We start from the raw sequence: 24,640 nt of genomic DNA, 5'->3' as shown, positions 1-24,640 counted from the left end.
TGCATATCAGCGCAGCGTCTCGCGTTCCAGCAATTGGCGCTTGCGCTCCACGCCCCAGCGGTAGCCCGACAATTCGCCATCGCTGCGCACCACGCGATGACAAGGAATCGCCACCGCCAGGTGGTTGGCACCACAGGCCTGGGCCACGGCGCGAAAGGATTTGGGGGCGCCGATACGCTCGGCTATCTGCCCATAGCTGGCGGTGCTGCCCACCGGAATCTCGCGCAAAGCCTGCCATACGCGCTCCTGAAAGGCCGTGCCGCGCAGGTCCAGGGGCAGATCAAGGCCCAGGGCAGGGGCTTCGACAAACCCCACGACTTGGGCGATCAGCTGTTCGAAGCCCCGATCAGCGCCGACCAGTTCGGCCTTGGGAAACTGGTCTTGCAGGTCGCGCACCAACGTGTCCGGATCCTCACCGAGCAAAATCGCGCACACGCCACGTTGGCTCTGTGCCACCAGAATCGCCCCCAGCGAGCACTGGCCCACGGCAAAGTGAATAGTGTTATTGGCGCCGCCACCTTTGTAGTCGCGAGGCTTCATGCCGAGCAATTGATCGGCGGCTTCATAGAAACGGCTGTTGGAGTTGAAACCCGCGTCATACAGCGTGTCGGTCACCGAGTGCTGGCCCTTGAGGCCGTCGCGAACCTTGCGCGAACGCAGGGCACTGGCATAGCCCTTGGGCGTCAGGCCGGTGCCGGCTTTAAATACACGATGGAAGTGGAACGGGCTCAACCCCGCCTGACGGGCGAGCGCGCCCAGGCTCGGCGGCGTTTCAGCCTGTTCGATATGCCGGCACGCCTGGGCGACTAACTGCGCATGATGGGCGGCCAGTTGAGTTCGATCGCCAGCGGCGCGTTTGCTCGGACGATAACCCGCGGCTTCGGCCTGCGCCGGGGTGTCGAAAAATTCGATATTTTCCGGGCGCGGTAAACGCGAAGCGCTGCTGGGCCGGCAATATACGCCGGTGGTTTTCACGCCGTAGACAAACAGGGCGTCTGCCTTGGCATCGCGGGCAATGATGGCGGCCCAGCGCGGATCGTGTTCGTTGTTCATGGCCTGCACTCTTGACGGTTCACGAGCAGATTAACCGTGCCAGTTGCCCATGACACTCCGAAGCTTGCGGTCAAATCAGCCGGCAGTGCGAAAGGTCAGGTTGATGCGTTGCGGGCCCATGACGGGATGCTCGCCTTCCTTGATTGGCATCACCCCATGAAAGCGCAGGCGATCAACACCGCCCCAGACCACCACATCGCCATGGAACAGCGAGACCTTCTGCGGTTTGTCACTGCGCTGATGGCCACCAAACAGGAAAATAGCCGGCAGACCCAGGGACACCGAGACCACGGGTGCGCTGTAGCAACGCTCGTTCTTGTCCTGGTGCAGTGACATCTTTGCTCCAGGCACGTAGCGATTGATCAGGCAGGCGTCAGGTAAAAAGCCGCTGAAACCGGCCTCGACTGCCGCCGCCATTGCCAGTTGGCGCAAGGCGTCGGGCATGGCCGGCCAGGGTTGCTGGCTGCGTGGGTCAAGAGGGCTGTAGCGATAGCCGCGGGTGTCGGTGGTCCAGCCCAGCTCGCCGCAACTGCTCAGCGCCGCCGACATGGTGAAACCACCGGGGGTGACCATCTGCCGAAAAGGTGACTGGGCCAGGATACGCCGCAGTTCGGGCAGCAAACGATCAATCCAGGGCAGGGCGTAGCCCCGGAGTACGTAGGACTCTTCGCCAATCTGCTCGCGCCCCGCGGGTTGTTGCAGGGCACTATCGGCGAATAAATCGGCAGTCGGCCCCGACATGTCTTACAGCGCCTTGCTCACATTGATATCGGTGATTTCGTCACTGGCATCATGAATTTTCGCCAGGGCTTGCTTGGCTTCTTCGACGCTGTCGGTTTGCAATTGGGCAAATTCAAAGCGGCGCTCGCCGTTGAGTTTGTACTTGATGACGTATTTGGTTGTAGGGGTCACAGCTTTCTTCCTTTCAGGTGTTCAAATCAGCTCAACTTGGTGCTGGTGCGACGAACGATGCGAATCTTGTGGGACAGCGCCGGCTTGCGGGTCACGCTGATGGCACGACGGGTCACCACATCGAGGGTGATGTTCCAGAACCCAGTGCTGGGCGCGGTGATCTTGGCTGGGAACTTATCGAATGCGCCGCCGTGGTAGGTATGGCGGCCGCCATTTTTGAAGCTGCGGAAGTTCGCGTCGCTCATCAGGCGAATGTTGCAGGTCTGCGAGCATTCGATGACGACAATGTCTCCCTCGTTGAGGTGCTCACGCTGGTGGATGAATTTCATGGGGTGTCTCCAGAAGGGCTTTTTCTGAAAAATCAGAACGATACGTAGGTTAAGATGGAGTTTATCAGCCCCAGCGCGTTTATTATCGGGCCGTCGTCGACGACTTCGACAATTTAAAACAGTTATTTACCCTGTAATTAGAGATAAATCCTACGTTGGTGGGAGAAAATTACCATCCCCGCTGTCGTAGGGTCTTTATCGGAGGTTTTTGTATGAAGTGGAGTGTGTTGGTGCTGGCCTTGGCAATCAGTGGGTGTGCTTCGGTTGCAGATATCAAGCAGACCCCGCCCACATTGGTGGTCATCTCAGGCAAGAAGCCGCAGGAATACGCCGCGTGTGTGGTGCGTAAATTGGAAGCGACCCGCCGGCCACCGCAGATCGAGCCCCATAAAGACGGTATTCAGGTGATTGTGCCGCAGAAATTCTCGGCGGATCCTTCGGCGATCTTCGTAATCGAAGACCGCTCCAGTGGGAGCAGCATCAAGCTCTATGAGAGCATGTCCAATGTGCCGATTCGTCCCGGCGACGTGAAGAAAGCCGGGGAAGACTGCATTTCTGGCTGAGCCCCAGGCCTATCCTGCGCACCGGAGCCGATAAAAAAGCCATCACCCGTCAGTGGCGACATGCATTTGGGGCAGGGCATCCGTTAAACTGTCTGGCATTGACTATAAAGATGCCGCTCAGACCTTGGGTTTGAGCGGCATTTGTTTTTTCTGGAAAGCCTGTTATGAAACGCGAACTCGTCAAAGCCCGCCATGCTGAAGGTCAGATTGCGGCGACCCATGTCATTCAGAACCCCGCCGACCTGGGCGAGTGGATCGTATTCTTCAAGAAAAGCGGCGGTCGCAGCTACTTCCTGGTGGACGATCAGGATGAAGTCGAGTCATTCCCGCGCCTGGATGACCTGATCGAAATACTGCGTGGCCTGGGGATCAAGTTCGCCGAAGTGCATCTGTAGCACGCCGGCTTACTTGCAGACCACAACGACGCTACGGCCCTTGAAATTGCCCACATCCTGACCCAGGGTCTTGTCACTCTCCTTGAGCGCAGGCGTGCCATTGGTGCCGACGATACGGTAGCCGGTGCCCGCACAGGACGCGTCGGCTTTCTCGTAGCAACTGGCCCATGAGTTGGCCTCGCCCGAACAGTCGATTGTCAGGCCTTGCTCGCCATTTTTCAGCAGGGTGTCGGATGTGGTGGTGCAACCGGCCAGCGCCAGTACCGCAGTCAGTGCCAGGATCTTGTTCATAGTGGGTCATCGTTGAGAGAAGTGGAGGGCGCTGACACTGTCGTGGGGCGTTGGCGCGGATTATAGCGAACTGCCACCAAGTGCACAGTCCCGGATACAAGATCTTCGCCCGCGCCCCTTTTTTCTCAGCCCCGCCGATGCCTCATGGCACCCCCATCACCAGCACTCCACTGCCGCTTGTGGCGCCAGTCGCAGGCAGGGAACCCGCACGCCGAACCAGTGAAAACGTCACATCATCGCCGCCTACGCTATTGGTGATCCGAGTGAGGAATGAGCCATTGACCGAAACCGCAGAGCCCGCACGCACGAGGGCGGTCCCCAGGTTCGGATTGGTCATCATCAATAGCCGGTTGTCGAACGACGACTGTATGCCTTTGTAGGTAATGGTGATGGGCGAATCAATTCCGCCATCCGGGCACGAGTAGTTGAGCCTGCGGTTGACGCGAATAGGGGTGGTCAGGGGATCACTGCCCAAGGCGCGCTGAGGGACGTCGCCGAAGTTGATCTCGATTGGGTTGTTATTGTTGATCGTGCAGGTCGACGGCGACACGGTGAAGTCGTTGGCAGCGATATAGGTGACGGTCACCTGCGGTCGGGTGTGGTCCCAGTTGTTCGAGCTGCTGATGCGCAACATACCGAGTTCGTCATTGGCGACGACGTTGATCGGGTTGGAGGGGCTATTACGCATCAGAATGTAGGGGGTGATATTGATGGGATAAGCGACACCGTTATTGGGCATCGTCGCCACGCGGATACCCGAGGGCACCGGATTGTTCAGAAACGATCCGTTGATACGCAAACCGGCCCTTTCGTTACCGAAACGAGGGCCGGGGGTCCAGGGTGTCCCTGAGGCGTTCCCCGTTGCCCAGTAATCCTCCCCCCAGGCAGGGCCCTGGCCAGGGGAATACATGCATTCCAACCTGGCCCCCTCCATCATGATCCTCTGGCGGTCCGAGCTTAAGGTCACCATAACCGGAACGCGCAAGTTGGGATTACCCGTCTGCCACTGGCCACCATTGACTCGGCAATCGACGGCCAGCGCATTCGATGTCGTACCCATGAAGATGAGAAGCCCAGCGGCTTCACGCAGTCGTTTCATTGTGTTTTCTCGTTGCTGCACTATCGGTATTCCCACTTCTTTTGCCTGTTTCATGGCACACCCATCACCAGCACGCCGCTGCCGCTTATTGCCCCTGCCGTGGGGAGTGATCCCGCGCGGCGAACCAGTGAAAACGTCACATCGTCGCCACCTATGCTGTTGGTAATCTGGGTGAGGAATGAACCGTTGACTTCAACCGCTGCCCCCCTGCGGACCAGGGCTGTGCCCACGTCCGGATTGGTCATCAACAACAAGCGATTGTCGAACGACGACCGGGCCCCTTTGTAAGTGATGGTGATGGGGGCGTTAATTCCGCCATCTGGGCATGAGTAGGTAAGTCGGCGGTTGACACGAATGGGTGTTGTCAGGGGATCGCTGCCTATCGCCCGCTGACTGACGTCACCGAAGTTGATTTCGATCGGGTTGTTATTGTTGATCGTGCAGGTCGACGGGGAGATGTCGAAGTTGTTTGCGGCGATATATGTCAGTACCAGCCTCGTGCTGCCCAGGCTGTAATTATTGGTCTGTAGCAGATTCAGCGCGCCCAGGACGTCGTTAATCTGAACCTTGATGGGGTTGCTCGGGTCGTTTCGCAGCAGGATATAGGGGGTTACATTGATGGGGTACGCCCCGCCGTTATTGGGCATGGTAGCGATCCGGATGTTATACGGCACAGGCGTGTTATAAAACGCGCCGTTTATGCGTAAGCCGGTTCGCTGATTGCTGAAGTTAGGGCCGGGCACCCAGGGCGAACCGGCTTGCGCGGATGTCCCCCAATAGTCAATGCGCGTAGGGTGGGCAGGCGAGGGCGTAAAACGGCATTCCAGCCATGCACCTTCAAGAATGAGGCGGGTCTTGTCCGAATCCACACGGACATTGACAGGGACCTCCAGGTTCAGAATCCCGCCGTCCCCTACATATTGCCACTTGTCGCCATTGACTCGGCAATCAGCTGCTCGCACTGTTGTGGTAATACCCAGCAGTACGAACAGCACAATGGCTCCATAGAGTCGTTTCATCTTCATCACCCTTTAATCCTCTCCTCGACAGTCGCCCACAGGCATCCAGCCCGTGCACAAGTGCCCGGAAGAGATTGATGGTTTACCCAGGGCTGTGTTCAGCCCGTAAATGATCTACGGATAGTCCAGCGTGAACGTGGACGTCACCGTGTAGGCACCATGCCCGATGGTCTGGTCCTGGATGGCTCGCGGCTCTCCCTTCACATAGGCCTTGAGTTCGATCACATTGTTGCCATCGCTCAATACCTGTCTGTCGCTCACCGTATTCAGGGGCAGAGGCTTGTTAGCCAGTGTCTCGATGCCCACGCCGATGCCGGTGGCGCCGCTGCCACCATCAAGCGCGAGCAGCCCGGGCAGCGCCGGGTTTTCCCTGCCGCCGAAGGTGATCGTGACGGTGTTGCCCACCGTGGTGTCGCAGTCCACCAGATGAAGCTTGAAAGCCTTGCCCAGTGATCGCGTATTGAGGTACAGGTACTTGCTGGTCAGGTCCCAGAGTTCCAGGGTAATGGCCTCGTCCCCGGGACGAATGGTGCAAGCTTCTTCAACCAGGTTGCCTTTGAAACTGAGGTTGTCCGCAGCCTCGACGTCGGTGATCAAGCCCACACCAAGTACCAGTGCAGCGTAGGTCCAACCCTTGTGGATAGGTGTATGTCCCATGGTTTTCCAACTCCTACTGGTATTCGGCCAACAACGTGGCCACCGCGTTAAACCGGGCGGGGGTCAGGGTTGCGCCGGGTCGTTTGACCGGCACCACTTCCAATACCGGTGGCGACGACAGGCTGATTTCAAGCGGCGTATTGAGGGCAAACGGCTGGTTGTTCTGGAACACCCGGATGCCCAGTGCCGGCACACTGGTCTGCACGGCTGCGCCATCGAACGTTGTCGCGGTGCCGTTGACGCTCAACTTCAGCATCCAGGGCAGGGTGTCGGTGCCACAGCTGATGGTGTAGCTCAGGCCCTGGCGGTATTTCACACCGTCGACACGTTTTACCCCGACATCGCCAAAATCCACTTCAATGGTGTTGCCGGCATCGATGGTGCAGGGCGGCGGCTCGTTCAAGGTGCCGCTGAACGTCAGGTTGGCCGAGGCGCCACTGCACAGGCCGATGGCACACAGGGCGAGCAACGTTCGCTGCGGCCAAAAAGTCATGGTGCGTTTCTCTTCATGGTTGATCGGCTTCATTGGTAATCCACCACCAGGGTGGCGGTCGCATCGAAGGCGCCACCCGTCAATTTGCTGCCTGGGCGTTTGACCGGCACGGCCTGCACCACTGGAAAGTTGGGATAGGTAAACCTCACCGCGGTGTTCAAGGGCCAGTCAGCGCCATTGACGAACAGCTTCACGCCGAGATCGGGCTTGCGCGTCACCAACACCCGATTGTCGAACGCGGCGCCGGTGCCCTTGAGCTCCAGTGTCAGTGCATTGCTGTACGGCGCATCACAGGTGACGGTGTAGGGCACACCGCGACGGTAATTGACCCCGTCGATCCGTGAGGTGAGCAGGTCATTGCCAAACGGTACGTCGAGCGTACTGCCGCTGTTGATGACGCACGGCGGTGGTGCAATGATCACCGCGCGGATGGTCAGGCTGGTCTCGGCCTGCACCGCCTGACTGGCGGCCCACAGCAGGCCGCCTATAAACACGGCCCATGGGCCGTTTGACTTAGCCATTATTCTGCCCTTACTCATAGTTGAGCCTGAAATCCACCACGGCCCGGAACGCCCCGCTGGTCAACGGCGCCGAGGTGCGCGTGGGCCTGACCTTCCAGGTCTGTGTGTTGCCGCCCAGGGGCAGGAACAAAGGTTCGCCCCGTTGGCCCAGATTCACGTCCCGCCCAAGCACATCGGTCAACTGCAGGCCCATCCCAGTGATGCCTTGCACCTTGACCAGGCGTGGATCATCGGCATCGGCCGGTGCCAGGAACGCCACCGACAGCACCGGTTGAAAGGCACTCCAGGTCAGGTTCCCCGTGCGCTCGCTGCGGATGCTGCCGGCGATGCGGTTGCAATCGGTAAAGCGCAGTTGGAAAGGCACCGCCCTTGCCTGGTCACCGGGCCGGCGCAACTGGCTGGTGGAAACATCGCCCAGGTCAATGGTCTGGTGCAGCGAGGTCATCTCCAGGCTGCATGGGGTTTCATGCATGGACCCGGAAATATTCAGCCGGCCGCTCATGCCTTCTATATCGTCTTCTTCCTGGGCCTGTGCGCTGCCGACAATGGCCAGTAGCAGGCCGCCCAAGACCTTCACATAATGCGATTTCATCACTGACTCCGGCGGGCGTTACTGTGTGAGCGGGGCTGCTTGCGGGTTCACCTTGCAAGTCTCGCCGCTGCAGGTGAACCCCAGCAGCGGACGTCCGCCGTAGTCATTCACGTAGGCCAGGTAAGGCGCAGTGCCGAGTGCCTTGGCCGTCGGGCCCAGGGCCAGCGAGCCTTTGGGCGGCACCATCAGCGGCTCGAATCCCGGCACGGTCTTGCCGTCCTTGGTGCTGCGCGCATCCACCAGGGTTACGAAGTACGGCGTCGGGTTGTTCACCTGGTAATGTTCGCCCTGCCGGGAAAGAGTCAGCTTTTCCTGCCAGGGGTTGGACAGGTCTTGCTGGCTCGGCGTGATGGCTTGCGGTCGGTAGAACAACTTGATGCGGGTCTGCAGCGCGATTTGCAGGGTGTTGGCTTTATCGCTGCGCGGTGGAATTTCCCGCAGGTTGAAGTAGTAGACCGTCTCTCGATCCTGCGGCAAGGCTTTGGCCGCGGGCAACGCCTGGACTTTCACCTGGCTTTGTTTTCCAGGCTCCACGCGCTGCACCGGTGGCAGCACGATCAGCGGCGCGGTGATTTTCTGGCCTTGTTCATCTTCAATCCAGCCCTGGGCCAGGTACGGCAACTGGGTATTGTTGTTGGTGATGTTCACGCTGGTGGCGTCCTTGCCCCCGTCGAAGATCACGCGGGTACGGTCCAGCGCAATTGCGGCATTGGCGCCTTGGCATACGCCGATGGCCAGCAATGCGAGGGACGAAAGGGCAAGGCGGGTGTTGAGGCTCATGAGGATGTGTGCTCCGTGGCGGTGGGCTTGCCGGTCAGCTCTGCCGGCGAGGACAAGGTTTGATCAGTGGCTGCCATCCGGCAGTCCAGTTGCAGGGCATGGGTCAAGCCATCGGCCGGCAGGGCCTGCGGCAGTGTGAGGACGCAGCGTGAGCGTTCGCCCCAGCTGACGAACATTTGCTCGCCGGCCTGGATACCGCTCAGGTAGACGCTGCCGCCATCATTCACAATGCCGGTGTCCTGCTGATTGGCGTTCTTGACCTGCGCGCCGAAGGGCGGCGCACTGCCGTCTGATAGGCGCAGCACAGCCATGGCTTTCTCACCGGAAATCACTTCCAGGGACCGGTAGCCGATGGCGCCTTCGGTGAGGGTCACCTGCGTGACCGATTGGGTGGCCTCGACGTTCTTCGGCAGACGCTCCAGATCCACGCTGGCCGCCGTACGCTGGTAGCTGCTCAAATCGGCAATTACTGCTTTGCCAAAGGCGTTGCTGCGGGTCGGCGTGCCGTAACCGCGCACTGGCACATCGGCTACACCGCTGGTATCGACCATCAAGCGCGTGCCGCCCATGCTGCCGGTACGATGCAGTGCTGCGCCGTGGCGCGTGAGCGTGCCGCCGCCGCGAGCCGACATACTCAGGCTGGTGTTGCCTTGTTGGCGACTGGCTGCGAGTGTCAGGTCAGCCTGCTCACCCGTATGGCTGAGGTAACCACTGGCAGAATTGTCACTGGCACTGAGCTGGTAACTGTTGCGCTCATCCAGGCGATCGCTGTAACGCGTTGAAAAGCCATTCTTGCCTGCGGTCCGGTTGGCATCGAGCGACAGGGTGCCACTGCGTCCAAGTGGCAGGCTGACCGTCAGTGCCATGCCGTTATCCTTGTAGTTGTAGTCCTGAGTGCGATAAACGTTGAGGGACAGGCTCATGTTCTTGACAGTGCCGACATTAAAGTAACGAGACACTGATAAGTTCCAGCGCTGGCTGGCCGGCCGCGACCAGTAAGTTTGTTTGTTATAACTGGCGTACACCGTTGCGCCCAAGTCACGAAACTGCTTGTTGACGGTCGCGGTATACAGCGCCTTGTTGCCGCCAATCGGTTTGAATTCGCCAGCGTATTGACCAAACTCGTCGTATTTGCCGCGCCCTGCGAGTTCGCCGTTCATGCCGTAGTGACGCGCATCCAGATACTCGCTCATGCTCAGGAAGTTCTTATCGGAAAAGCGATAACCGGCGAAGGTTACTTGGCTGTCATATTGTTCAAAGTTCTTCGAATATTGCAGGCGATAGGATTTACCCGAGAGTGTTTGATTCCACACGTTTGCGTGGGACTGGGTGACGTCCAGGGATAAAGCGCCCAGCGCCAGCAGGTCACGACCCGCACCGACAGTGGCCGCACGGTAGTTGTTATCGGTGATGGCGCCACCGAACAGCGACCAGCCGTTGCTGATCCCCCAGGAGAACTCACCAGTACCGAAAAAGTTACCGTCGGCTCCATACTGAAGATCAGAAGGCCGTCCAGTCGCCAGCTTGTATCGAACCTGCCCCGGGCGCGTCAGGTAGGGAACGCCTGCGGTGTTGAGCTTGAAAGTCTGTACCGAGCCGTCCTGCTCTTCCACACGCACATCCAGCGTCCCGGTCACCGCATCATTGAGGTCCTGGATGCGAAAGGGGCCGGCAGCCACCAGGGTTTCATACAGCACACGCCCTTGCTGGCTGACCACCACCCTGGCATTGGTCTTGGCCACCCCGACGACCTCCGGCGCATAGCCGCGCAAGTTCGGTGGCAGTTGGCTTTCGTCCGAATTCAACGCCGCACCGGTAAAGCGGAAGCTGTCGAACAGGTCCGAATACAGGTAGTTTTCGCCGACCACCAGCCGCGCCTTCAATGAAGGAATGGCGCGATAAGCGTAGTAGCGGCTCCATTCCAGCTTCTGCTCCCCGGCTGACCGGTCCCTCGCGCTGTCGACGCGCCCCTGCCAATCGGCGCGCAGGCGCCAGGCTCCGGCATTGGCCCCCAGGGTGCCGTTGCCGCTGAGGTGATTGCGCGTGCGCTCGTTTTTCTGGGCGTTGGACTGCGCCGTCAGGTTGTAGTCCACCAGCAACCCCGGTACCCCCTCATCCCAGCGCGCGGGTGGATCCCAGTTCAGGGCGCTGTACTCGAGATAGGCATGGGGCAGGTTGATGTCCAGCGTGGAGGTCGCCAGGTCCGCGCTCACCTGCGCGCCCGGCAGGCCTTGAAGGTCCAGGCACTCGCCGTCTTTCCACGCGGTGAGTCTCGCGGCATCGGACGCCTTCAGGCCCAGCTGCTCCACCAGCGCGGGGGACACGCAAGCCTGGCTTCCCTTGGGATCATCTTCGGGGGGGTAGAACGCCACCGCTTGCTCGGAAATTGGTTGGCCATTGATCTGCACGAACATCGTGTAGGTGCCGGGCAGAATGAAACCGCCGCGTGCAAACCGGGACAAATCAATATTGCTGCGATCATTCAGATCAAGAACGTCGGTATTGAATTCGATATCGCCGGCACCCAAGGCAGTGCCTGCCAATGACATCAGCCCGCCAACCAGCCCGGGGCGAAGTGTATTTTTGATCTTCGACGCATTCAGCATGAAAGCAACCCATCAATGTTCAAAAGTATTCCAACTTGAACCGCACCGCGACACGGTGAGCACCTGGCGCCAGTGGCAGCCCGTTGCCGACCAGACGGAGCGTGTAGTGAAGTGTGATGTCACCCTCAGCCAGGGGATGCGGCGCCATCGGCTCGCCTGGCACGCTCTCCTGGCCAGCCGAGTCCCAGATATGGAAGGCCACTCCCTGTGAGTCACCGAAGGCGGCAAAGGAACGGCCGTCCCTGTCGCGAGGGCCGTCAAAGGTCACCCGCAGATGCTCCCAGTCAGGCAAGGTGGCGCCGGGCCGTGACGGATCCGGACGCGTCAGGGTGCAATTGACCAGGCGCAACTCAAACGGGTGCGGCTCCCCCAACGCATTGCGTAATAGCCTGCCTATGGGCTCGGGTGTCATCTCGATCGACTGGTCGGCACTGGTCAGTTCCAGCCCGCACGCGGAGTCGACGATCTCTCCACCGAGGGTGACGACGCCTTCGCCTTGCGACGGTTCCTGGGCAAACGCCCAGGGGCTGATGCACATCGTCAATGTGGAGGTGACTGCGAGGTTTAAGAGTGTTTTCACCGTTATCTCCCATCAGTTCCCCCCGCCACCCATGGGTGGCGGGGGGAAAGCCTTACTGATAAGCCAGGGTGAAGTTGGTGACCGCGCTGAAATCACCAGGGACGATGTCGCCGGTAGCGGCGCCTTGAACGTAGGCACCGAATTCCAAGGTGTTATCGCCGGTGGAAATCGCCTGCGGGGTGGTGGCGACACCCAGTTCAACGGGCTTGCCGCCATGGGTCATCATGATGCCGATGCGGCCAGCGCCACCGACGGTGCCGATCGCGCCCGGCACATCGTTGGAGGGAGCGGCGGTGAACGTGGTGGTCACCGTGTTATCGGTGAGATCGGTCAGGTCGCAGCCTTCCAGTTCGATTTTCACGCTGCGGGCTTCAGACTTGCCGCCTGCTTGCAGTTGATGCTTTGCGATTGCGCCAAGGTTGACGGTCTGGTCGATGGATTCAGGCTTGATTGAGCAGGCACCCGAGTGGACCGATCCCAAAAAAGTAACTGTTCCATCCGCCGCATGGGCAGCGGAGATCGAGCCCGCGAACAACCCGATGGTCAACAGCGCAGTTTTAAATTTAGTTTTCATTTGCAGATGCCTACATAAAAGATGTCATTGATTGAGCCTCGCCACGGTGTGAGCGGGACTTACTTCTTCGCTTCAAAAGTGGCTCGCGGAAAACCCGATCAAGCGTCTGGCGAGTTGTAGTCAAAAAACTGTTTTTCCAACTACTTGCATTGCAATTTCGCGTCACATTTGAGGCGAGGTGATTGTCCACGCTCGCCTTGAGTAAGTAAGTCGCCTGATTCGCTTAGTCGTGTAGCTGCACGGCATCACGTGCTATAGGAGGATTATGGCAATATGCCCAAACTTAAATTTAAGCTGTAAGAGATGGACTACATGCAGCTTAATGAGAATATTTTAGTTAGATGTGAGGCTGTAAGAAGGGGATTACAAAGCCTGAAAATTAACAGCGTCCAGGCGAGGCGAGCAACTTAGAGATGGTTTCAATGCACTACCAGGATCGACGCGCACAAAAAAGCCCCGTTAACCGGGGCTTCTTGTGCAGCCGGGGAGGCTTACTTGCTTTTCGGCCTTTTGCTCGATGCATGGCCCGCTTCATCCACAAACACTTCGGCGACCGCAATCGCCTGGCTTTCGGTGGCGAATGTGCCGGCAACACTGTCGCCGTGAAAATTGATCAAGTGCCAGCCGTCTGCTCGCTGCGTGATCAAGTAGCCGTTTACACCTTTTGGTTCTGACATCTATTGGCAATCTCGTGGTCGGGTTCAAGCTGTCCATGATAGCGCCAAATACCCAGGGGGCGGGCAAGATGTTGCAGGTCAGTGCTCGGCGGTTGAAAGCGTGCTAAAACGGTTGGCAGCCTTTTAAATAAAGGGGGCGGGCGTTTTTCGCCTGACCATTGGTGAAGCCCTTTGTAAGATCAGCGGAACTTACGCCGACATTTTTTCTCTATGATGACATCGCAACGCCAGCAGCCCCCATTGTAAGGTGACTGCGGCCTGATTAGACTGCGCCGAATTCCGTACGCACAGCCCTTTGTAAGGACTCATATGATCAAGAAATGCTTGTTCCCAGCAGCCGGTTACGGCACTCGCTTCTTGCCAGCGACCAAGGCCATGCCCAAAGAGATGCTGCCGGTGGTGAACAAGCCACTGATCCAGTACGGCGTCGAAGAGGCCCTGGATGCCGGCTTGAACGAAATCTCCATCGTGACCGGTCGTGGTAAGCGCGCCCTGGAAGACCACTTCGATATCAGCTACGAGCTGGAAAACCAGATCAAGGGCACCGACAAGGAAAAATACCTGGTCGGTATCCGTAAACTGCTCGACGAGTGCTCGTTCTCCTATACCCGCCAGACCCAGATGAAAGGCCTTGGCCACGCCATCCTCACCGGTCGCCCGCTGATCGGCGACGAGCCGTTCGCAGTCGTGCTGGCCGATGACCTGTGTGTGAACCTTGAAGGCGATGGTGTGCTGACCCAGATGGTCAAGCTCTACCAGAAGTATCGCTGCACCATCGTTGCGGTGATGGAAGTTGATCCATCGCAGACCAACAAGTACGGCGTGATCGCCGGTGACGATATTGGTGATGGCCTGATCCGCGTGCGCGACATGGTCGAGAAGCCAGCGCCGGAAGACGCGCCATCGAATCTGGCGATCATCGGTCGCTACATTCTGACTCCGGATATCTTCAAGCTGATCGAAGAAACCGAGCCAGGCAAGGGCGGCGAGATCCAGATCACCGACGCGCTGATGAAGCAGGCCAAAGATGGCTGCGTGATTGCCTACAAGTTCAAAGGCCAGCGTTTTGACTGCGGTGGTGCTGAAGGTTACATCGAAGCGACCAACTTCTGCTTCGAGCACTTCTACAAGACTGGCAAGGCTTACTGATTTACGCTTGCCCGTCTGTTTCAACAGAAAGCCACCTTCGGGTGGCTTTTTCGTTTTTCAGCCCCATGTAAGTCGGTATGCTGGCGTCCTGCCGAGGAGAATGAAATGGCCTACGATTTTGACCTGTATGTAATTGGCGCCGGTTCCGGCGGTGTTCGCGCGGCGCGCTTTGCCGCGGGGTTTGGCGCCAAGGTGGCCGTGGCTGAAAGCCGCTACCTGGGTGGCACCTGCGTGAATGTCGGCTGCGTGCCGAAAAAGCTGTTGGTGTACGGCGCGCACTTCGCCGAAGACTTCGAACAGGCCAGCGGTTTCGGCTGGTCGTTGGGTGAGGCGAACTTTGACTGGGCGACCCTGATCGCCAACAAGGATCGCGAGATCAATCGCCTCAACGGCATTTATCGCAACCTGCTGGTCAACAGCGGTGTAACCCTGCATGAAGGGCACGCACGCCTGGTTGATGCCCATCAGGTGGAGATCAACGGCGAGCGCTTCACCGCCAAGCATATCCTGATCGCCACCGGCGGCTGGCCGCAGATCCCGGAGATTCCAGGGCGCGAACACGCCATTGGCTCCAATGAGGCGTTCTTTCTTAAAGAACTGCCCAAGCGTGTGCTGGTGGTGGGCGGTGGTTACATTGCGGTTGAGTTCGCCGGCATTTTCCACGGTTTGGGCGCGCAGACGTCATTGCTGTACCGCGGTGATCTATTCCTGCGCGGCTTTGATGGCTCGGTGCGCAAGCATTTGCAGGAAGAGCTGACCAAGCGCGGCCTGGACCTGCAATTCAATGCCGACATCGAGCGCATCGACAAGCAAGCCGATGGCAGTCTCAAGGCCACTCTGAAAGATGGGCGTGTACTGGAGGCCGATTGCGTGTTCTATGCCACTGGTCGCCGCCCGATGCTGGACAACCTGGGCCTGGAAAATACCGGGGTCAAGTTGGATGAGCGCGGCTTCGTCGCCGTGGATGAGCTGTACCAGACTGCCGAGCCGTCGATCCTGGCCATTGGCGATGTCATTGGTCGTGTGCAGCTTACTCCCGTGGCGCTGGCCGAAGGCATGGCTGTGGCGCGGCGCCTGTTCAAGCCCGAGCAATACCGTCCGGTGGATTACGCCAATATCGCAACGGCGGTGTTCAGCCAACCGACTATCGGCACCGTAGGCCTGAGCGAAGAGGATGCGCGCGCCAAAGGCCACAAGGTGCAGATTTTCGAAAGCCGTTTCCGGCCGATGAAGCTGACCCTCACGGACTGTCAGGAAAAGACCCTGATGAAGTTGGTGGTCGATGCCGACACCGACAAAGTGCTGGGTTGCCACATGGTTGGCCCGGATGCTGGTGAGATCGTGCAAGGCCTGGCGATCGCGCTCAAGGCGGGCGCGACCAAGCAGCATTTCGACGAAACCATCGGCGTGCACCCTACGGCGGCGGAAGAATTCGTCACCATGCGCACGCCTGTGGCCGACTGATCAGGTTGGCTCCGTTGCCTCTGGCGCCGTCGCAACGGCGGCCGCCAGGCGCAGCGCGTCGATACTGGCCTGGGCCTTGATCAGGTCCAGTTCCAGCGCCTTGTTGTGCCGTTGGTGCTCAAGTAGCGCCTCCTGGCGTGACTGACTGTCCTGCATGGCAACACGTAAGCGTTCCTGAAGCAGGGTGCGCTCGCTGTCGATCCGGCTGAGCTGCTCGTTCAGTTTGAGTTGTGTGGCTTGATCCTTGCGGACCTGCTCTTGCAGCGCATTGAGTTCCTTGACTGTCACACGCTGCTCGATCAGCAGGCGTTCATTGTCCCGATGCAGCTGGGTGATTTCATCCTGGCGTACCAGTGCGTTTTGCTGGGCCTGGCGCAGCTCGGCCTGCACCTGTTGCAACTGGCCTTCATGGCGGCGCTGCTCCTGCTCGCGCTGCTCCTTGATCGCATTGCGGTAATGCTCAAGTGCATCCCGGGCATGCAGGTGCTTTTCTTCCAGGGAACGAATCTGCTCATCCTTGTCGCTGATCCTCAACTCGTAATCGCTGCACGCCTGGCTCAGCCCGGCGTTACGGGTCTGTTCGGCCTGCAGACTGGTACTGGCGGTTTGCAAGGCGGCGCTTTCTTCCGTCAGGGCCGCGGCCTGGATGTCCAATTGCTGCTTGAGCTGGACGTGCGCTTCTTCAAGGGCGTCAACCTGGGCGAGCAGGGCGGCTTTCTGTTGTTCGAATTGCGCCAGGGCCAGGTCAATCGGCTCCTGGGCTTTCTCTTTCAGGCGTTGGGCCAGGCGCGCGACCAGTTCGCCCAGCTCGTCGTCAATCGGCGCCTGGGTGATCGCCTGGCGGGTCTCGCTCTCGTCCAGCTCCTTCAAATAGCGATGAATGGTGGTTTTCGAGCCGGTATTGCCCATCTCGATACGTACGGCATCGATGCTGGGGTTTTCGCCGCGGGCGAGGATTGCCAGGCGTGCCGTCTGAACTACTGCTTTGTTTATGCCGCCGCGAGCCATGGGGTCTCCGTCGATTTGATAATGTGGTACGTAGTATGTATATACATACTATAACACGCTTGAAAACTCTTTGAAATTCATGATTTATCAGGTGGGATATTGGCGTATTATCCCGTGTCATAGCCATTTTCCTTGCCAACCCTCCCGCAAACAGTACGAAAGACGCCTATGAGCGACCTGGACCGATATCTCAACGCCGCCACCCGCGACAACACGCGCCGCAGCTATCGGGCGGCCATCGAGCATTTCGAAGTGACGTGGGGCGGGTTCCTGCCCGCCACCAGTGACAGCGTGGCGCGTTACCTTGTGGCGCACGCCGGCGTGCTGGCGGTGAACACTCTTAAGCTGCGGCTCTCGGCTTTGTCGCAATGGCATGTCAGCCAAGGCTTCGCCGACCCGACCAAGGCGCCGGTGGTGCGCAAGGTGCTCAAGGGGATCCGTGCGGTGCATCCGGTGCGAGAAAGACAGGCCGAGCCTTTGCAGCTCAAGCACTTGGAGCAGGTAGTAACGTCCCTCGAAAGTGAGGCCACGCAGGCCGCTGCGGATCAGGACATCCCTCGATTACTACGCGCCAAACGCGATACCGCACTGATCCTGCTGGGGTTCTGGCGCGGCTTTCGCAGTGATGAGCTATGTCGGTTGAGTATCGAGCATGTCCAGGTAGTGCCCGGTGCCGGCATCAGCCTCTACCTGCCCCGCAGCAAAAGCGACCGAGACAATCTCGGCAAGACTTACCAGACCCCAGCGCTGCTGCGCCTGTGCCCAGTACAGGCCTACAGCGAGTGGATCAGCGCGTCGGCCCTGGTGCGCGGCCCGGTCTTCCGCGGCATTGACCGCTGGGGCAACCTGGGCGAGGAGGGCTTGCACCCCAACAGTGTGATCCCCTTATTGCGCCAGGCCCTTGAGCGCGCAGGCATTCCGGCTGCGCAATACACCAGCCATTCCCTGCGCCGGGGCTTCGCTACCTGGGCGCATCGCAGTGGGTGGGATTTGAAGTCACTGATGAGTTACGTCGGTTGGAGCGACATGAAATCCGCCATGCGCTATGTTGAAGCGACGCCATTTCTTGGTATGACCCTGGCCACCCAACCGCTGTTGTGAGATTTCTTCTATTAATACTGTTACCTGATAGAGAAAGCCAATCGTCAACATCAGGTTTGCCAATGAGCCATCGACCGAGAGAGCCGGTAGGATTCACCTCATCAACTTACTAACCCCTGACGGAGAGTCAACGATGCCTATCATCAACAGCCAAGTAAAACCGTTTAAAGCCACTGCTTTCAAAAACGGCAGCTTCGTCGATGTGACCGACGCTGACCTGAAAGGCAAGTGGTCGGTGGTGTTCTTCTACCCAGCCGACTTCACTTTCGTCTGCCCAACCGAACTGGAAGACCTGGCTGACAACTACGCCGAATTCCAGAAACTGGGCGTCGAGATCTACAGTGTTTCCACCGACACCCACTTTGCCCACGCTGCCTGGCACAACACTTCGCCAGCCATCGGCAAGATCCAGTACACCATGATCGGCGACCCAACCCTGACCATCTCGCGCAACTTCGACGTGCTGATCGAAGAAGCTGGCCTGGCAGACCGCGGTACTTTCGTGATCAACCCAGAAGGTCAGATCAAGATCGTTGAACTGAACGACGGCGGTGTTGGTCGTGACGCTTCCGAGCTGCTGCGCAAGATCAAGGCTGCTCAATACGTCGCTGCCCACCCAGGCGAAGTCTGCCCAGCCAAGTGGAAAGAAGGCGAGGCCACCCTGGCGCCGTCCCTGGACCTGGTCGGCAAGATCTAAGTCTGTGAAGACGTATCAAGGGCGGGAATCCGCACTTAAGTAAGCTGCATCCGCCCTCAAAACGCCCGGGCGAGATTCGCTCGGGCGTTTTTTTTGTTTGCAATAAACCGAATCAATAGGAAATCGCCCGTATGTTGGACGCCAATCTTAAAGCTCAGTTGAAGTCATACCTGGAACGGGTCACCCAGCCGATCGAGATCGTCGCCTCCCTCGATGACGGCGCGAAATCCCAGGAAATGCTTGCTCTTTTGCAGGATGTCATCAGCCTCACCACGCTGATTACCCTGAAAACCGATGGCAATGATGCGCGCAGGCCATCGTTCTCCATCAACCGCCCGGGTGCCGATATCAGCCTGCGCTTCGCCGGCATCCCCATGGGCCATGAATTCACTTCGTTGGTGCTGGCCCTGCTGCAGGTCGGTGGCCACCCGTCGAAGGCCAGTGTCGAGGTGATTGAACAGATTCGTGCCCTCAAAGGCGAGTTCAGCTTCGAGACTTATTTTTCGCTGTCGTGCCAGAACTGCCCGGACGTGGTCCAGGCCTTGAACCTGATGGCCGTGCTGAACCCGAACATCCGCCACGTCGCCATCGACGGTGCGCTGTTCCAGGCCGAGGTCGACGAGCGCCAGATCATGGCGGTGCCGAGTGTCTACTTGAACGGGGTCAACTTCGGCCAGGGCCGCATGGGCCTGGAAGAAATCCTTGCCAAGCTCGACACCAGCGGCATCGAAAAAGCCGCGGAAAAGATCAGCGCCAAAGACGCCTTTGACGTACTCGTCGTCGGCGGTGGCCCGGCCGGTTCTTCGGCAGCCATCTATGCGGCGCGCAAAGGCATTCGTACCGGTGTCGCCGCCGAGCGTTTTGGTGGCCAGGTACTGGACACCATGTCCATTGAGAACTTTATCTCGGTACAGGAAACCGAAGGGCCGAAGCTGGCCAGCGCGTTGGAAGCGCATGTGCGCCAGTACGACGTGGACATCATGAACTTGCAGCGTGCCAGTAGCCTGATTCCGGCGAAAAATCCTGGTGAGTTGCACGAAATTCGCTTCGAAAGCGGTGCGACCCTCAAGTCCAAGACTGTGATCCTGGCCACTGGCGCCCGCTGGAGAGAGATGGGCGTTCCGGGCGAGCAGGAATACAAGGCCAAGGGCGTTTGCTTTTGCCCGCACTGCGACGGCCCATTGTTCAAGGGCAAGCGCGTGGCGGTGATCGGCGGCGGTAACTCCGGCGTTGAGGCTGCCATTGACCTGGCCGGGATTGTCAGCCATGTCACGCTGCTTGAGTTCGACAGCAAGTTGCGCGCTGATGCGGTATTGCAACGCAAGCTCTATAGCCTGCCGAACGTGGATGTGATTACCAGCGCGCTGACCAGTGAAGTCAAGGGCGACGGCCAGAAAGTCACCGGCCTTGCCTACAAGGATCGCGACAGTGGCGAGTTCAAGACCCTCGACCTGGAAGGTATCTTTGTTCAGATCGGCCTGCTGCCCAACACCGATTGGCTCAAGGGCACTGTAGAGCTGACTCCGCGCGGCGAGATTATCGTCGATGCCCGTGGCGAGACCTCATTGCCAGGCGTGTTTGCCGCCGGTGACGTCACTACCGTACCTTACAAGCAGATTGTGATCGCGGTGGGTGAGGGGGCCAAGGCTTCGTTGAGTGCCTTTGATCACTTGATTCGTACGTCGGCTCCGGCATAACCGAACCGTTGAAAAAAAAGCCCCACGATTGCTCGTGGGGCTTTTTGTGTTCTGTCGGAGTGAGGTTTACATCGGCGCTGGCTGGATAATCTCGACCCAGTAGCCATCCGGGTCCTTGATGAAGGCGAGGCTCTTCATGCGGCCATCCGTCAGGCGCTTCTGGAAGTCGCAGCCCAGTGCTTCAAAACGCTCGCATGCCGCGACAATATCCGGCACCGAGATGCAGATATGGCCAAAGCCACGCGGGTCAGTATTGCCGTTGTGATAAGCGAAGTCGGCGTCGTTTTCAGTGCCATGGTTGTGGGTCAGTTCCAGGATGCCCGGGATCGACTTCATCCACTGGGTGCGCTCGGCGGCGTCGGCCGGGATCTGGGCCTTGTCCACCAGGGCCAGGAAGTACAGGCTGAACTCGGCTTCCGGGAAGTCGCGTTTTTCAACCAGGGAAAACCCCAGGACACGGGTGTAGAAATCCAGTGACTGGGTGATGTTCTTGACCCGCAGCATGGTGTGGTTGAACACGAAGTTCGTCGTAGCGGTATCAGGCTGGGCGGTGACGCCCGGGAAAGTATTCAGATCGTGCAGGCTCATGGGCCCTCCGGAAAAATGGGGCAAAGCGGTCCCTTGGCTTGCGGCAGCCTCCGTGCAGCCGGACCATGATACGCAAGGCCTGCCCGCTGCGCCAAATGAAAAAGCGCACGCGGCCCTTGCGACCCGCACCGGCTGGGCCGCAAACTTTGCTGCTTGAACCTTGGGTGTTTTTTGCAATGATCGAGTTTCGTAGATTGCTGTTGAGCGCTGTGTGTGGGTTGCTGTCCAGTCCGTTGGTTCTGGCCGCCGACCCGGAGATTCACTGGCCCAGTGGCTGGCAGGTCGAGGAAGTCGTGCCTGACGGCGAAACACCCGCCAAGCCCCAAGCGGTGTCGCGCCAGCGTGCGATCAAGAATGATGAAAATGGCGCGACCCTGATGGTTATGGAGTTGACTGGTACACCGATTGAAACCGGACATGAAGTTAATCTTCCAGGCGTATTGCTGGAGATGCGCAAATCCATCCAGAAGGATTTTGCCCGAAGCGGTTATCAAAGCGTGTGCAGCAAGATGCATCCCAGCACATTAAGTCGTCTTGAAGCGCTCGAAACTACTTGTGTGATTACCGAGAATGGGCGGCACGTTCTGTCACAAACATTAGTCGCTGCAGTGGATGTCGATAGAGCCTATGTCTTTTCATACGCAGGCCAGGTGCAAGCCTATGAGGCGAGCAAGGATGAAGTGAGTTCGGTGCGTAATAGCCTGAAGTTATGACCCGCCCAAGTTGAGCGAATGTGAACAATGTTGAGGGTCAGACAAGTTCGCTTTCGAACCCATAAAGCAAAAGCCCCGCGTAAGCGGGGCTCTGTTTTAGTGGCTGTTGATCAGCCCCGAAGCCAGGAGTCTACAGTGGCGGCACCGTACTCTTCTTTCCAGGCTTTAAGGCCGCGGTGGTTGCCGCCCTTGGTCTCGATCAGCTCGCCGGTATGCGGGTTGTGGTAGACCTTGACGACCCGTGCACGCCGTTGTTTTGGCGCAGCGGCAACTGATGTGCCGCCTTTGCGTGGGGTTGGGTCAAGAATGGCGATGACGTCGCGCAGGCTTTTGCCGTAGCTGTCCATCAGCTTCTTGAGCTTTTCTTCGAATTCGATTTCTTTCTTCAGGCCTGCGTCGTTCTTCAAGGATTCCAGCTGCGCAAGCTGCTCTTGAAGGGCTTTTTCTGCTGCGCGAAATTCGGCGAGTCTGGACAAAATCTGTACTCCAATAGTGTAGTTGCTGATATCAACGGCAGACAAAGCAATCAGCCAGGAACGTTAAGATAACTCAACGGAAAACACCCTCTGCGAATTCTGCACAGGTAGGAAAAATTGTAGTAGTTAAATCATCTCGAGTAAATCATGTCTTTCGTCAAAAGAACAATCTTTCATCGACGCTGACGCGGGGCTATTCAATGATTGCTCAACGAGTTAATGAACTCGTCACAGGGTAACGGCCGGCCGAACAGATAGCCTTGTAAGAAATCCACACCTTGGGCAACGAGGTATTCGCATTGTTGTGCTGTTTCCACGCCCTCGGCAACAATGCCAAGGTCCAGCTTGCCGGACAGTTCTATGATGCTGTCCAGAATGTGCCCCGACAGCGCATCCACACCGATCATGGCGACAAAACTTTGGTCAATCTTCAAATAATCGACATTGAAGTTGCGTAAGTAAGCCAGGCTGGAGTGGCCGGTACCAAAGTCATCGATCGCGATCAGCACACCCAACTGGTGCAGGGCATCGAACAATTGGCGGGTGATATCGGTGGGCTCGATCAGCTCGCGTTCGGTCAACTCCAGCACCAGGCTTACCTGGCCAGGGGGGAAGGCGGCCAGGAACTGCCGACAGTCCTCCACCAACGCCAGGTCCTGGCAATGGCGTGCGGTGATGTTCACGCCAATATGGAAGCCTGGGCTGAAACGCGCGGCGTGGGGCGCCAGTTGCGCAGCGGTCTGGCGCAGCAGGGCGCGGGTCATCGGCACGATCAGGCCCGAGTCTTCGGCCAGGGGAATAAAAAGGTCGGGGCGCACCAGGCCCTCTTTGGGATGTTTCCAGCGCATCAGCACTTCACAGCCTGCCCATTGACGCGTGTCTCCGCGTACCACTGGCTGGAAATACGGGATGAATTCGTTGGCACTCAACGCACGCTGCAATTCCTGGGTGGGGGCGGACGAGCGTTTTTGCAGCCAATGCGCAAGGATGCCCGCCAGTACACCGAAGAACACCACCAGGCTGAACAACGCCGGATAGCGGGCCTGCATATAACGCCAGGTTTCCCCCTCGGGCATACCCGCCTCGACGCTGTAGTCATAACGCTCGGACGCCAGATGATGATGGGCCACGGCAAATTCCGGTACCACGCTGTCATGCACCTTGCCCTCGGCATCCAGCCAATGGGGGCCGACTTGCAAGACCAGATGGGTGTAACGGCTGATCAAGCGCAAGGCGTTGGTCAGGTGGTAGCTGTCAACCGAGGCGAACGCGCCCTGGTCGCCTTCCACCAGGCGATAGACCAGCAGCGCGGTATCTGGCGTGACAGGGTTGCCGTTCATCAGCCACAGCCGGCCATTCACATAGTCATTCGGGTTGACCGGCGACAGATGATTGCCGCCGAACAGCGAACTGCAATAAATGTTTTTCTGCCAGGACACTGTGGTGGCGCGTACAAACGGACGGCGCGTCACCTGTTCGCGCAGCGCCAATTGTGCCTGGCTGTCACATGGCTTACCCGCCAAAGGCAACAAAGATTGGGCGGCGAGGGCGGTATTGTCGAGCATCAGGTCGAACTGGCGCACCGCTTCTTGAGCGGTTTGGGCCGTGCTTTGCTCAAGCGTGCGCTCGGCTTGCCAGTAAAGAATTACAACCCCCAGCAGAACGGGCAGCAGCCCGCAGAGCGTGCTGATGAAATAGCGGGCGGCTCGGCTTCGTGGACCTTTGGCGGTCAGGGGCATAGAGGCAATCAATCGCAAAAAGAGAGTGGGCTATGGCGATGATAGATGGCATTTCGCGGCGCTGCTCGCTTGTTTGAAACCTGCTGACCTAGCCGTTCGGTCAGTTGTGGCGGGCACTTCGACTTGGCAACATAAACTTCGTTGCAAAACGTAAGAGACTCAGTAGCACTTAACCCCTACAGCCTCTTTCACAGCCACTCAGCCCAATTTTGGCGGGACGGTCCCGTCTCGCCCTTCGATTGTCGTGTCTTGGCTTGCAACACTTTTAATGACATTCACTAGGAAGTATCTGCAATGAAAACTATCGCATTGGCCGTTGTATTTCTGGCGGTCACCGGCGTTGCCGCCCTGCCTGCTGTTGCCGCAGACGGGAAGATCACCTTGACCGGTGAAATTACCGGCACCACCTGCAGCATCAGCGGTGGCACGGGCTCGGCGCCCGGCACCAGCCCGGATTTTTCGGTGCCGCTCAACAAGGTCCAGGCCAGCGCGCTCAAGGCGCCAGGCCAGACGGCCGGGGCGAAACCCTATTACATTCATGTCGGTTCCTGCCCGAAGGATACAACTGTCGCTGTGATGTATGAGAGCAGCAGTCCCGCGATCAACCCGGCGACCGGCAACCTGGTCAACCAGGCACCGGCAAAGCCGGAACCTGCCACCTTCGTTGAAGTGCAACTCGTGGACGGCGTCACCCACCGGCCCATGGACCTGCGCCTGGGCCAGAACTCGAGCCCCGCGAAAGTCCCTGCAAGCGGCGAGGTGTCGCTGCCCTTTGCTGCCCAATACATTGCCACGGGCACTGCGACGCCAGGCCCGGTCAGTACGCAAGTGCTGTATTCGGTGACGTTCCCCTGATCGAGGCCCGGT

The 24,640-nt window shown here is 58.6% G+C and carries 29 protein-coding genes; 9 read left to right on the top strand and 20 right to left on the bottom strand.

Going from position 1 to position 24,640, the window contains the following annotated elements; all coding sequences use genetic code 11:
- Positions 1-6: 6 nt before the first annotated feature.
- From ada to QYQ93_RS15140, 4 genes are all read right to left on the bottom strand, one after another.
- Positions 7-1,053 (bottom strand): bifunctional DNA-binding transcriptional regulator/O6-methylguanine-DNA methyltransferase Ada, encoded by a 1,047-nt coding sequence (gene ada, locus QYQ93_RS15155; protein WP_338474929.1) that lies wholly within the window; start codon positions 1,051-1,053, stop codon positions 7-9.
- 75 nt (positions 1,054-1,128) lie between these two features.
- Positions 1,129-1,794 (bottom strand): DNA oxidative demethylase AlkB, encoded by a 666-nt coding sequence (gene alkB, locus QYQ93_RS15150; protein WP_043051524.1) that lies wholly within the window; start codon positions 1,792-1,794, stop codon positions 1,129-1,131.
- 3 nt (positions 1,795-1,797) lie between these two features.
- Positions 1,798-1,965, bottom strand: a complete 168-nt coding sequence (locus tag QYQ93_RS15145) for a hypothetical protein (protein WP_164486648.1) — start codon at positions 1,963-1,965, stop codon at positions 1,798-1,800.
- Between the two features lie 26 nt (positions 1,966-1,991).
- Entirely contained in the window at positions 1,992-2,294 is a 303-nt protein-coding gene (locus QYQ93_RS15140) for a DUF1883 domain-containing protein (protein WP_003173824.1), read from the bottom strand.
- 212 nt (positions 2,295-2,506) lie between these two features.
- On the opposite strand from QYQ93_RS15140, the gene QYQ93_RS15135 reads away from it, so the two are divergent.
- Entirely contained in the window at positions 2,507-2,857 is a 351-nt protein-coding gene (locus QYQ93_RS15135) for a hypothetical protein (RefSeq protein WP_043051523.1), read from the top strand.
- A gap of 164 nt (positions 2,858-3,021) precedes the next feature.
- Entirely contained in the window at positions 3,022-3,252 is a 231-nt protein-coding gene (locus QYQ93_RS15130) for a hypothetical protein (protein WP_043051522.1), read from the top strand.
- Positions 3,253-3,261: 9 nt separating this feature from the next.
- Here QYQ93_RS15130 and QYQ93_RS15125 read toward each other — a convergent pair whose 3' ends face one another.
- From QYQ93_RS15125 to QYQ93_RS15070, 12 genes are all read right to left on the bottom strand, one after another.
- Positions 3,262-3,543, bottom strand: a complete 282-nt coding sequence (locus QYQ93_RS15125) for a hypothetical protein (protein ID WP_005788201.1) — start codon at positions 3,541-3,543, stop codon at positions 3,262-3,264.
- A gap of 142 nt (positions 3,544-3,685) precedes the next feature.
- On the bottom strand, positions 3,686-4,642 hold the full coding sequence (locus QYQ93_RS15120) for a fimbrial protein (protein ID WP_043051521.1): 957 nt from the start codon (positions 4,640-4,642) through the stop codon (positions 3,686-3,688).
- 50 nt (positions 4,643-4,692) lie between these two features.
- Positions 4,693-5,661, bottom strand: a complete 969-nt coding sequence (locus QYQ93_RS15115; protein WP_080889135.1) for a fimbrial protein — start codon at positions 5,659-5,661, stop codon at positions 4,693-4,695.
- 114 nt (positions 5,662-5,775) lie between these two features.
- Complete coding sequence (locus QYQ93_RS15110; RefSeq protein WP_043051519.1) at positions 5,776-6,318, bottom strand: fimbrial protein; 543 nt, start codon at positions 6,316-6,318, stop codon at positions 5,776-5,778.
- 13 nt (positions 6,319-6,331) lie between these two features.
- Positions 6,332-6,811, bottom strand: a complete 480-nt coding sequence (locus QYQ93_RS15105; protein WP_043051529.1) for a fimbrial protein — start codon at positions 6,809-6,811, stop codon at positions 6,332-6,334.
- A gap of 29 nt (positions 6,812-6,840) precedes the next feature.
- Positions 6,841-7,332, bottom strand: a complete 492-nt coding sequence (locus QYQ93_RS15100) for a fimbrial protein (protein ID WP_043051518.1) — start codon at positions 7,330-7,332, stop codon at positions 6,841-6,843.
- Positions 7,333-7,342: 10 nt separating this feature from the next.
- Positions 7,343-7,924 carry a fimbrial protein gene (locus QYQ93_RS15095; protein WP_043051517.1) on the bottom strand — a complete coding sequence of 194 codons (582 nt, stop codon included), beginning with the start codon at positions 7,922-7,924 and terminating at the stop codon, positions 7,343-7,345.
- Positions 7,925-7,942: 18 nt separating this feature from the next.
- Positions 7,943-8,704, bottom strand: a complete 762-nt coding sequence (locus QYQ93_RS15090) for a fimbria/pilus periplasmic chaperone (RefSeq protein WP_043051516.1) — start codon at positions 8,702-8,704, stop codon at positions 7,943-7,945.
- On the bottom strand, positions 8,701-11,310 hold the full coding sequence (locus tag QYQ93_RS15085; RefSeq protein ID WP_152625191.1) for an outer membrane usher protein: 2,610 nt from the start codon (positions 11,308-11,310) through the stop codon (positions 8,701-8,703). Before QYQ93_RS15085 ends, QYQ93_RS15090 begins: the two co-directional genes overlap by 4 nt.
- 19 nt (positions 11,311-11,329) lie before the next feature.
- Positions 11,330-11,890: a fimbrial protein gene (locus tag QYQ93_RS15080; RefSeq protein ID WP_043051527.1), complete on the bottom strand. Its 561-nt coding sequence runs from the start codon at positions 11,888-11,890 to the stop codon at positions 11,330-11,332.
- Between the two features lie 52 nt (positions 11,891-11,942).
- Positions 11,943-12,464: a fimbrial protein gene (locus QYQ93_RS15075; protein ID WP_043049883.1), complete on the bottom strand. Its 522-nt coding sequence runs from the start codon at positions 12,462-12,464 to the stop codon at positions 11,943-11,945.
- Positions 12,465-12,955: 491 nt separating this feature from the next.
- Entirely contained in the window at positions 12,956-13,141 is a 186-nt protein-coding gene (locus QYQ93_RS15070; RefSeq protein WP_043049884.1) for a hypothetical protein, read from the bottom strand.
- A gap of 309 nt (positions 13,142-13,450) precedes the next feature.
- Here QYQ93_RS15070 and galU point away from each other — a divergent pair, with 309 nt between their 5' ends.
- Both galU and gorA read left to right on the top strand, forming a co-directional pair.
- Positions 13,451-14,290, top strand: a complete 840-nt coding sequence (gene galU, locus QYQ93_RS15065) for a UTP--glucose-1-phosphate uridylyltransferase GalU (RefSeq protein ID WP_043049885.1) — start codon at positions 13,451-13,453, stop codon at positions 14,288-14,290.
- 105 nt (positions 14,291-14,395) lie between these two features.
- A complete protein-coding gene (gene gorA, locus QYQ93_RS15060) occupies positions 14,396-15,754 on the top strand; it encodes a glutathione-disulfide reductase (RefSeq protein ID WP_043049886.1) in 1,359 nt (452 codons plus the stop codon).
- Here gorA and QYQ93_RS15055 read toward each other — a convergent pair whose 3' ends face one another.
- Positions 15,755-16,762 (bottom strand): DNA-binding protein, encoded by a 1,008-nt coding sequence (locus tag QYQ93_RS15055; protein ID WP_338474928.1) that lies wholly within the window; start codon positions 16,760-16,762, stop codon positions 15,755-15,757.
- Between the two features lie 168 nt (positions 16,763-16,930).
- Between QYQ93_RS15055 and QYQ93_RS15050 the strand changes: the two genes are divergently transcribed.
- The 3 genes from QYQ93_RS15050 to ahpF all read left to right on the top strand — a co-directional run bounded on the left by QYQ93_RS15050 (position 16,931) and on the right by ahpF (position 20,257).
- Positions 16,931-17,863 (top strand): site-specific integrase, encoded by a 933-nt coding sequence (locus QYQ93_RS15050; RefSeq protein WP_043049888.1) that lies wholly within the window; start codon positions 16,931-16,933, stop codon positions 17,861-17,863.
- A 133-nt stretch (positions 17,864-17,996) separates the two neighbouring features.
- A complete protein-coding gene (ahpC, locus tag QYQ93_RS15045) occupies positions 17,997-18,560 on the top strand; it encodes an alkyl hydroperoxide reductase subunit C (RefSeq protein WP_003191303.1) in 564 nt (187 codons plus the stop codon).
- Positions 18,561-18,691: 131 nt separating this feature from the next.
- Positions 18,692-20,257 (top strand): alkyl hydroperoxide reductase subunit F, encoded by a 1,566-nt coding sequence (ahpF, locus tag QYQ93_RS15040; protein WP_043049889.1) that lies wholly within the window; start codon positions 18,692-18,694, stop codon positions 20,255-20,257.
- Between the two features lie 66 nt (positions 20,258-20,323).
- Here ahpF and gloA read toward each other — a convergent pair whose 3' ends face one another.
- Positions 20,324-20,845 carry a lactoylglutathione lyase gene (gloA, locus tag QYQ93_RS15035; RefSeq protein ID WP_043049890.1) on the bottom strand — a complete coding sequence of 174 codons (522 nt, stop codon included), beginning with the start codon at positions 20,843-20,845 and terminating at the stop codon, positions 20,324-20,326.
- Positions 20,846-21,021: 176 nt separating this feature from the next.
- Here gloA and QYQ93_RS15030 point away from each other — a divergent pair, with 176 nt between their 5' ends.
- Positions 21,022-21,558 (top strand): DUF4946 domain-containing protein, encoded by a 537-nt coding sequence (locus tag QYQ93_RS15030; protein ID WP_043049891.1) that lies wholly within the window; start codon positions 21,022-21,024, stop codon positions 21,556-21,558.
- Between the two features lie 110 nt (positions 21,559-21,668).
- Here QYQ93_RS15030 and QYQ93_RS15025 read toward each other — a convergent pair whose 3' ends face one another.
- Together QYQ93_RS15025 and QYQ93_RS15020 are read right to left on the bottom strand one after the other, a co-directional pair.
- Positions 21,669-22,034 carry a histone-like nucleoid-structuring protein, MvaT/MvaU family gene (locus QYQ93_RS15025; protein WP_043049892.1) on the bottom strand — a complete coding sequence of 122 codons (366 nt, stop codon included), beginning with the start codon at positions 22,032-22,034 and terminating at the stop codon, positions 21,669-21,671.
- A 197-nt stretch (positions 22,035-22,231) separates the two neighbouring features.
- The gene (locus tag QYQ93_RS15020) at positions 22,232-23,773 is read right to left on the bottom strand and encodes an EAL domain-containing protein (protein WP_338474927.1); all 1,542 of its coding nucleotides are present in this window, start codon (positions 23,771-23,773) and stop codon (positions 22,232-22,234) included.
- 294 nt (positions 23,774-24,067) lie between these two features.
- Here QYQ93_RS15020 and QYQ93_RS15015 point away from each other — a divergent pair, with 294 nt between their 5' ends.
- Positions 24,068-24,628, top strand: a complete 561-nt coding sequence (locus tag QYQ93_RS15015) for a fimbrial protein (protein WP_043049894.1) — start codon at positions 24,068-24,070, stop codon at positions 24,626-24,628.
- Positions 24,629-24,640: the final 12 nt, after the last annotated feature.

The sequence above is a fragment of the Pseudomonas khavaziana genome (assembly GCF_036704165.1).
GTDB classification, from domain to species: Bacteria; Pseudomonadota; Gammaproteobacteria; order Pseudomonadales; family Pseudomonadaceae; genus Aquipseudomonas; species Aquipseudomonas khavaziana.
The sequence above is the reverse complement of the archived record's forward strand: the minus strand, read 5'-3'. Positions and strand labels throughout refer to the sequence as shown.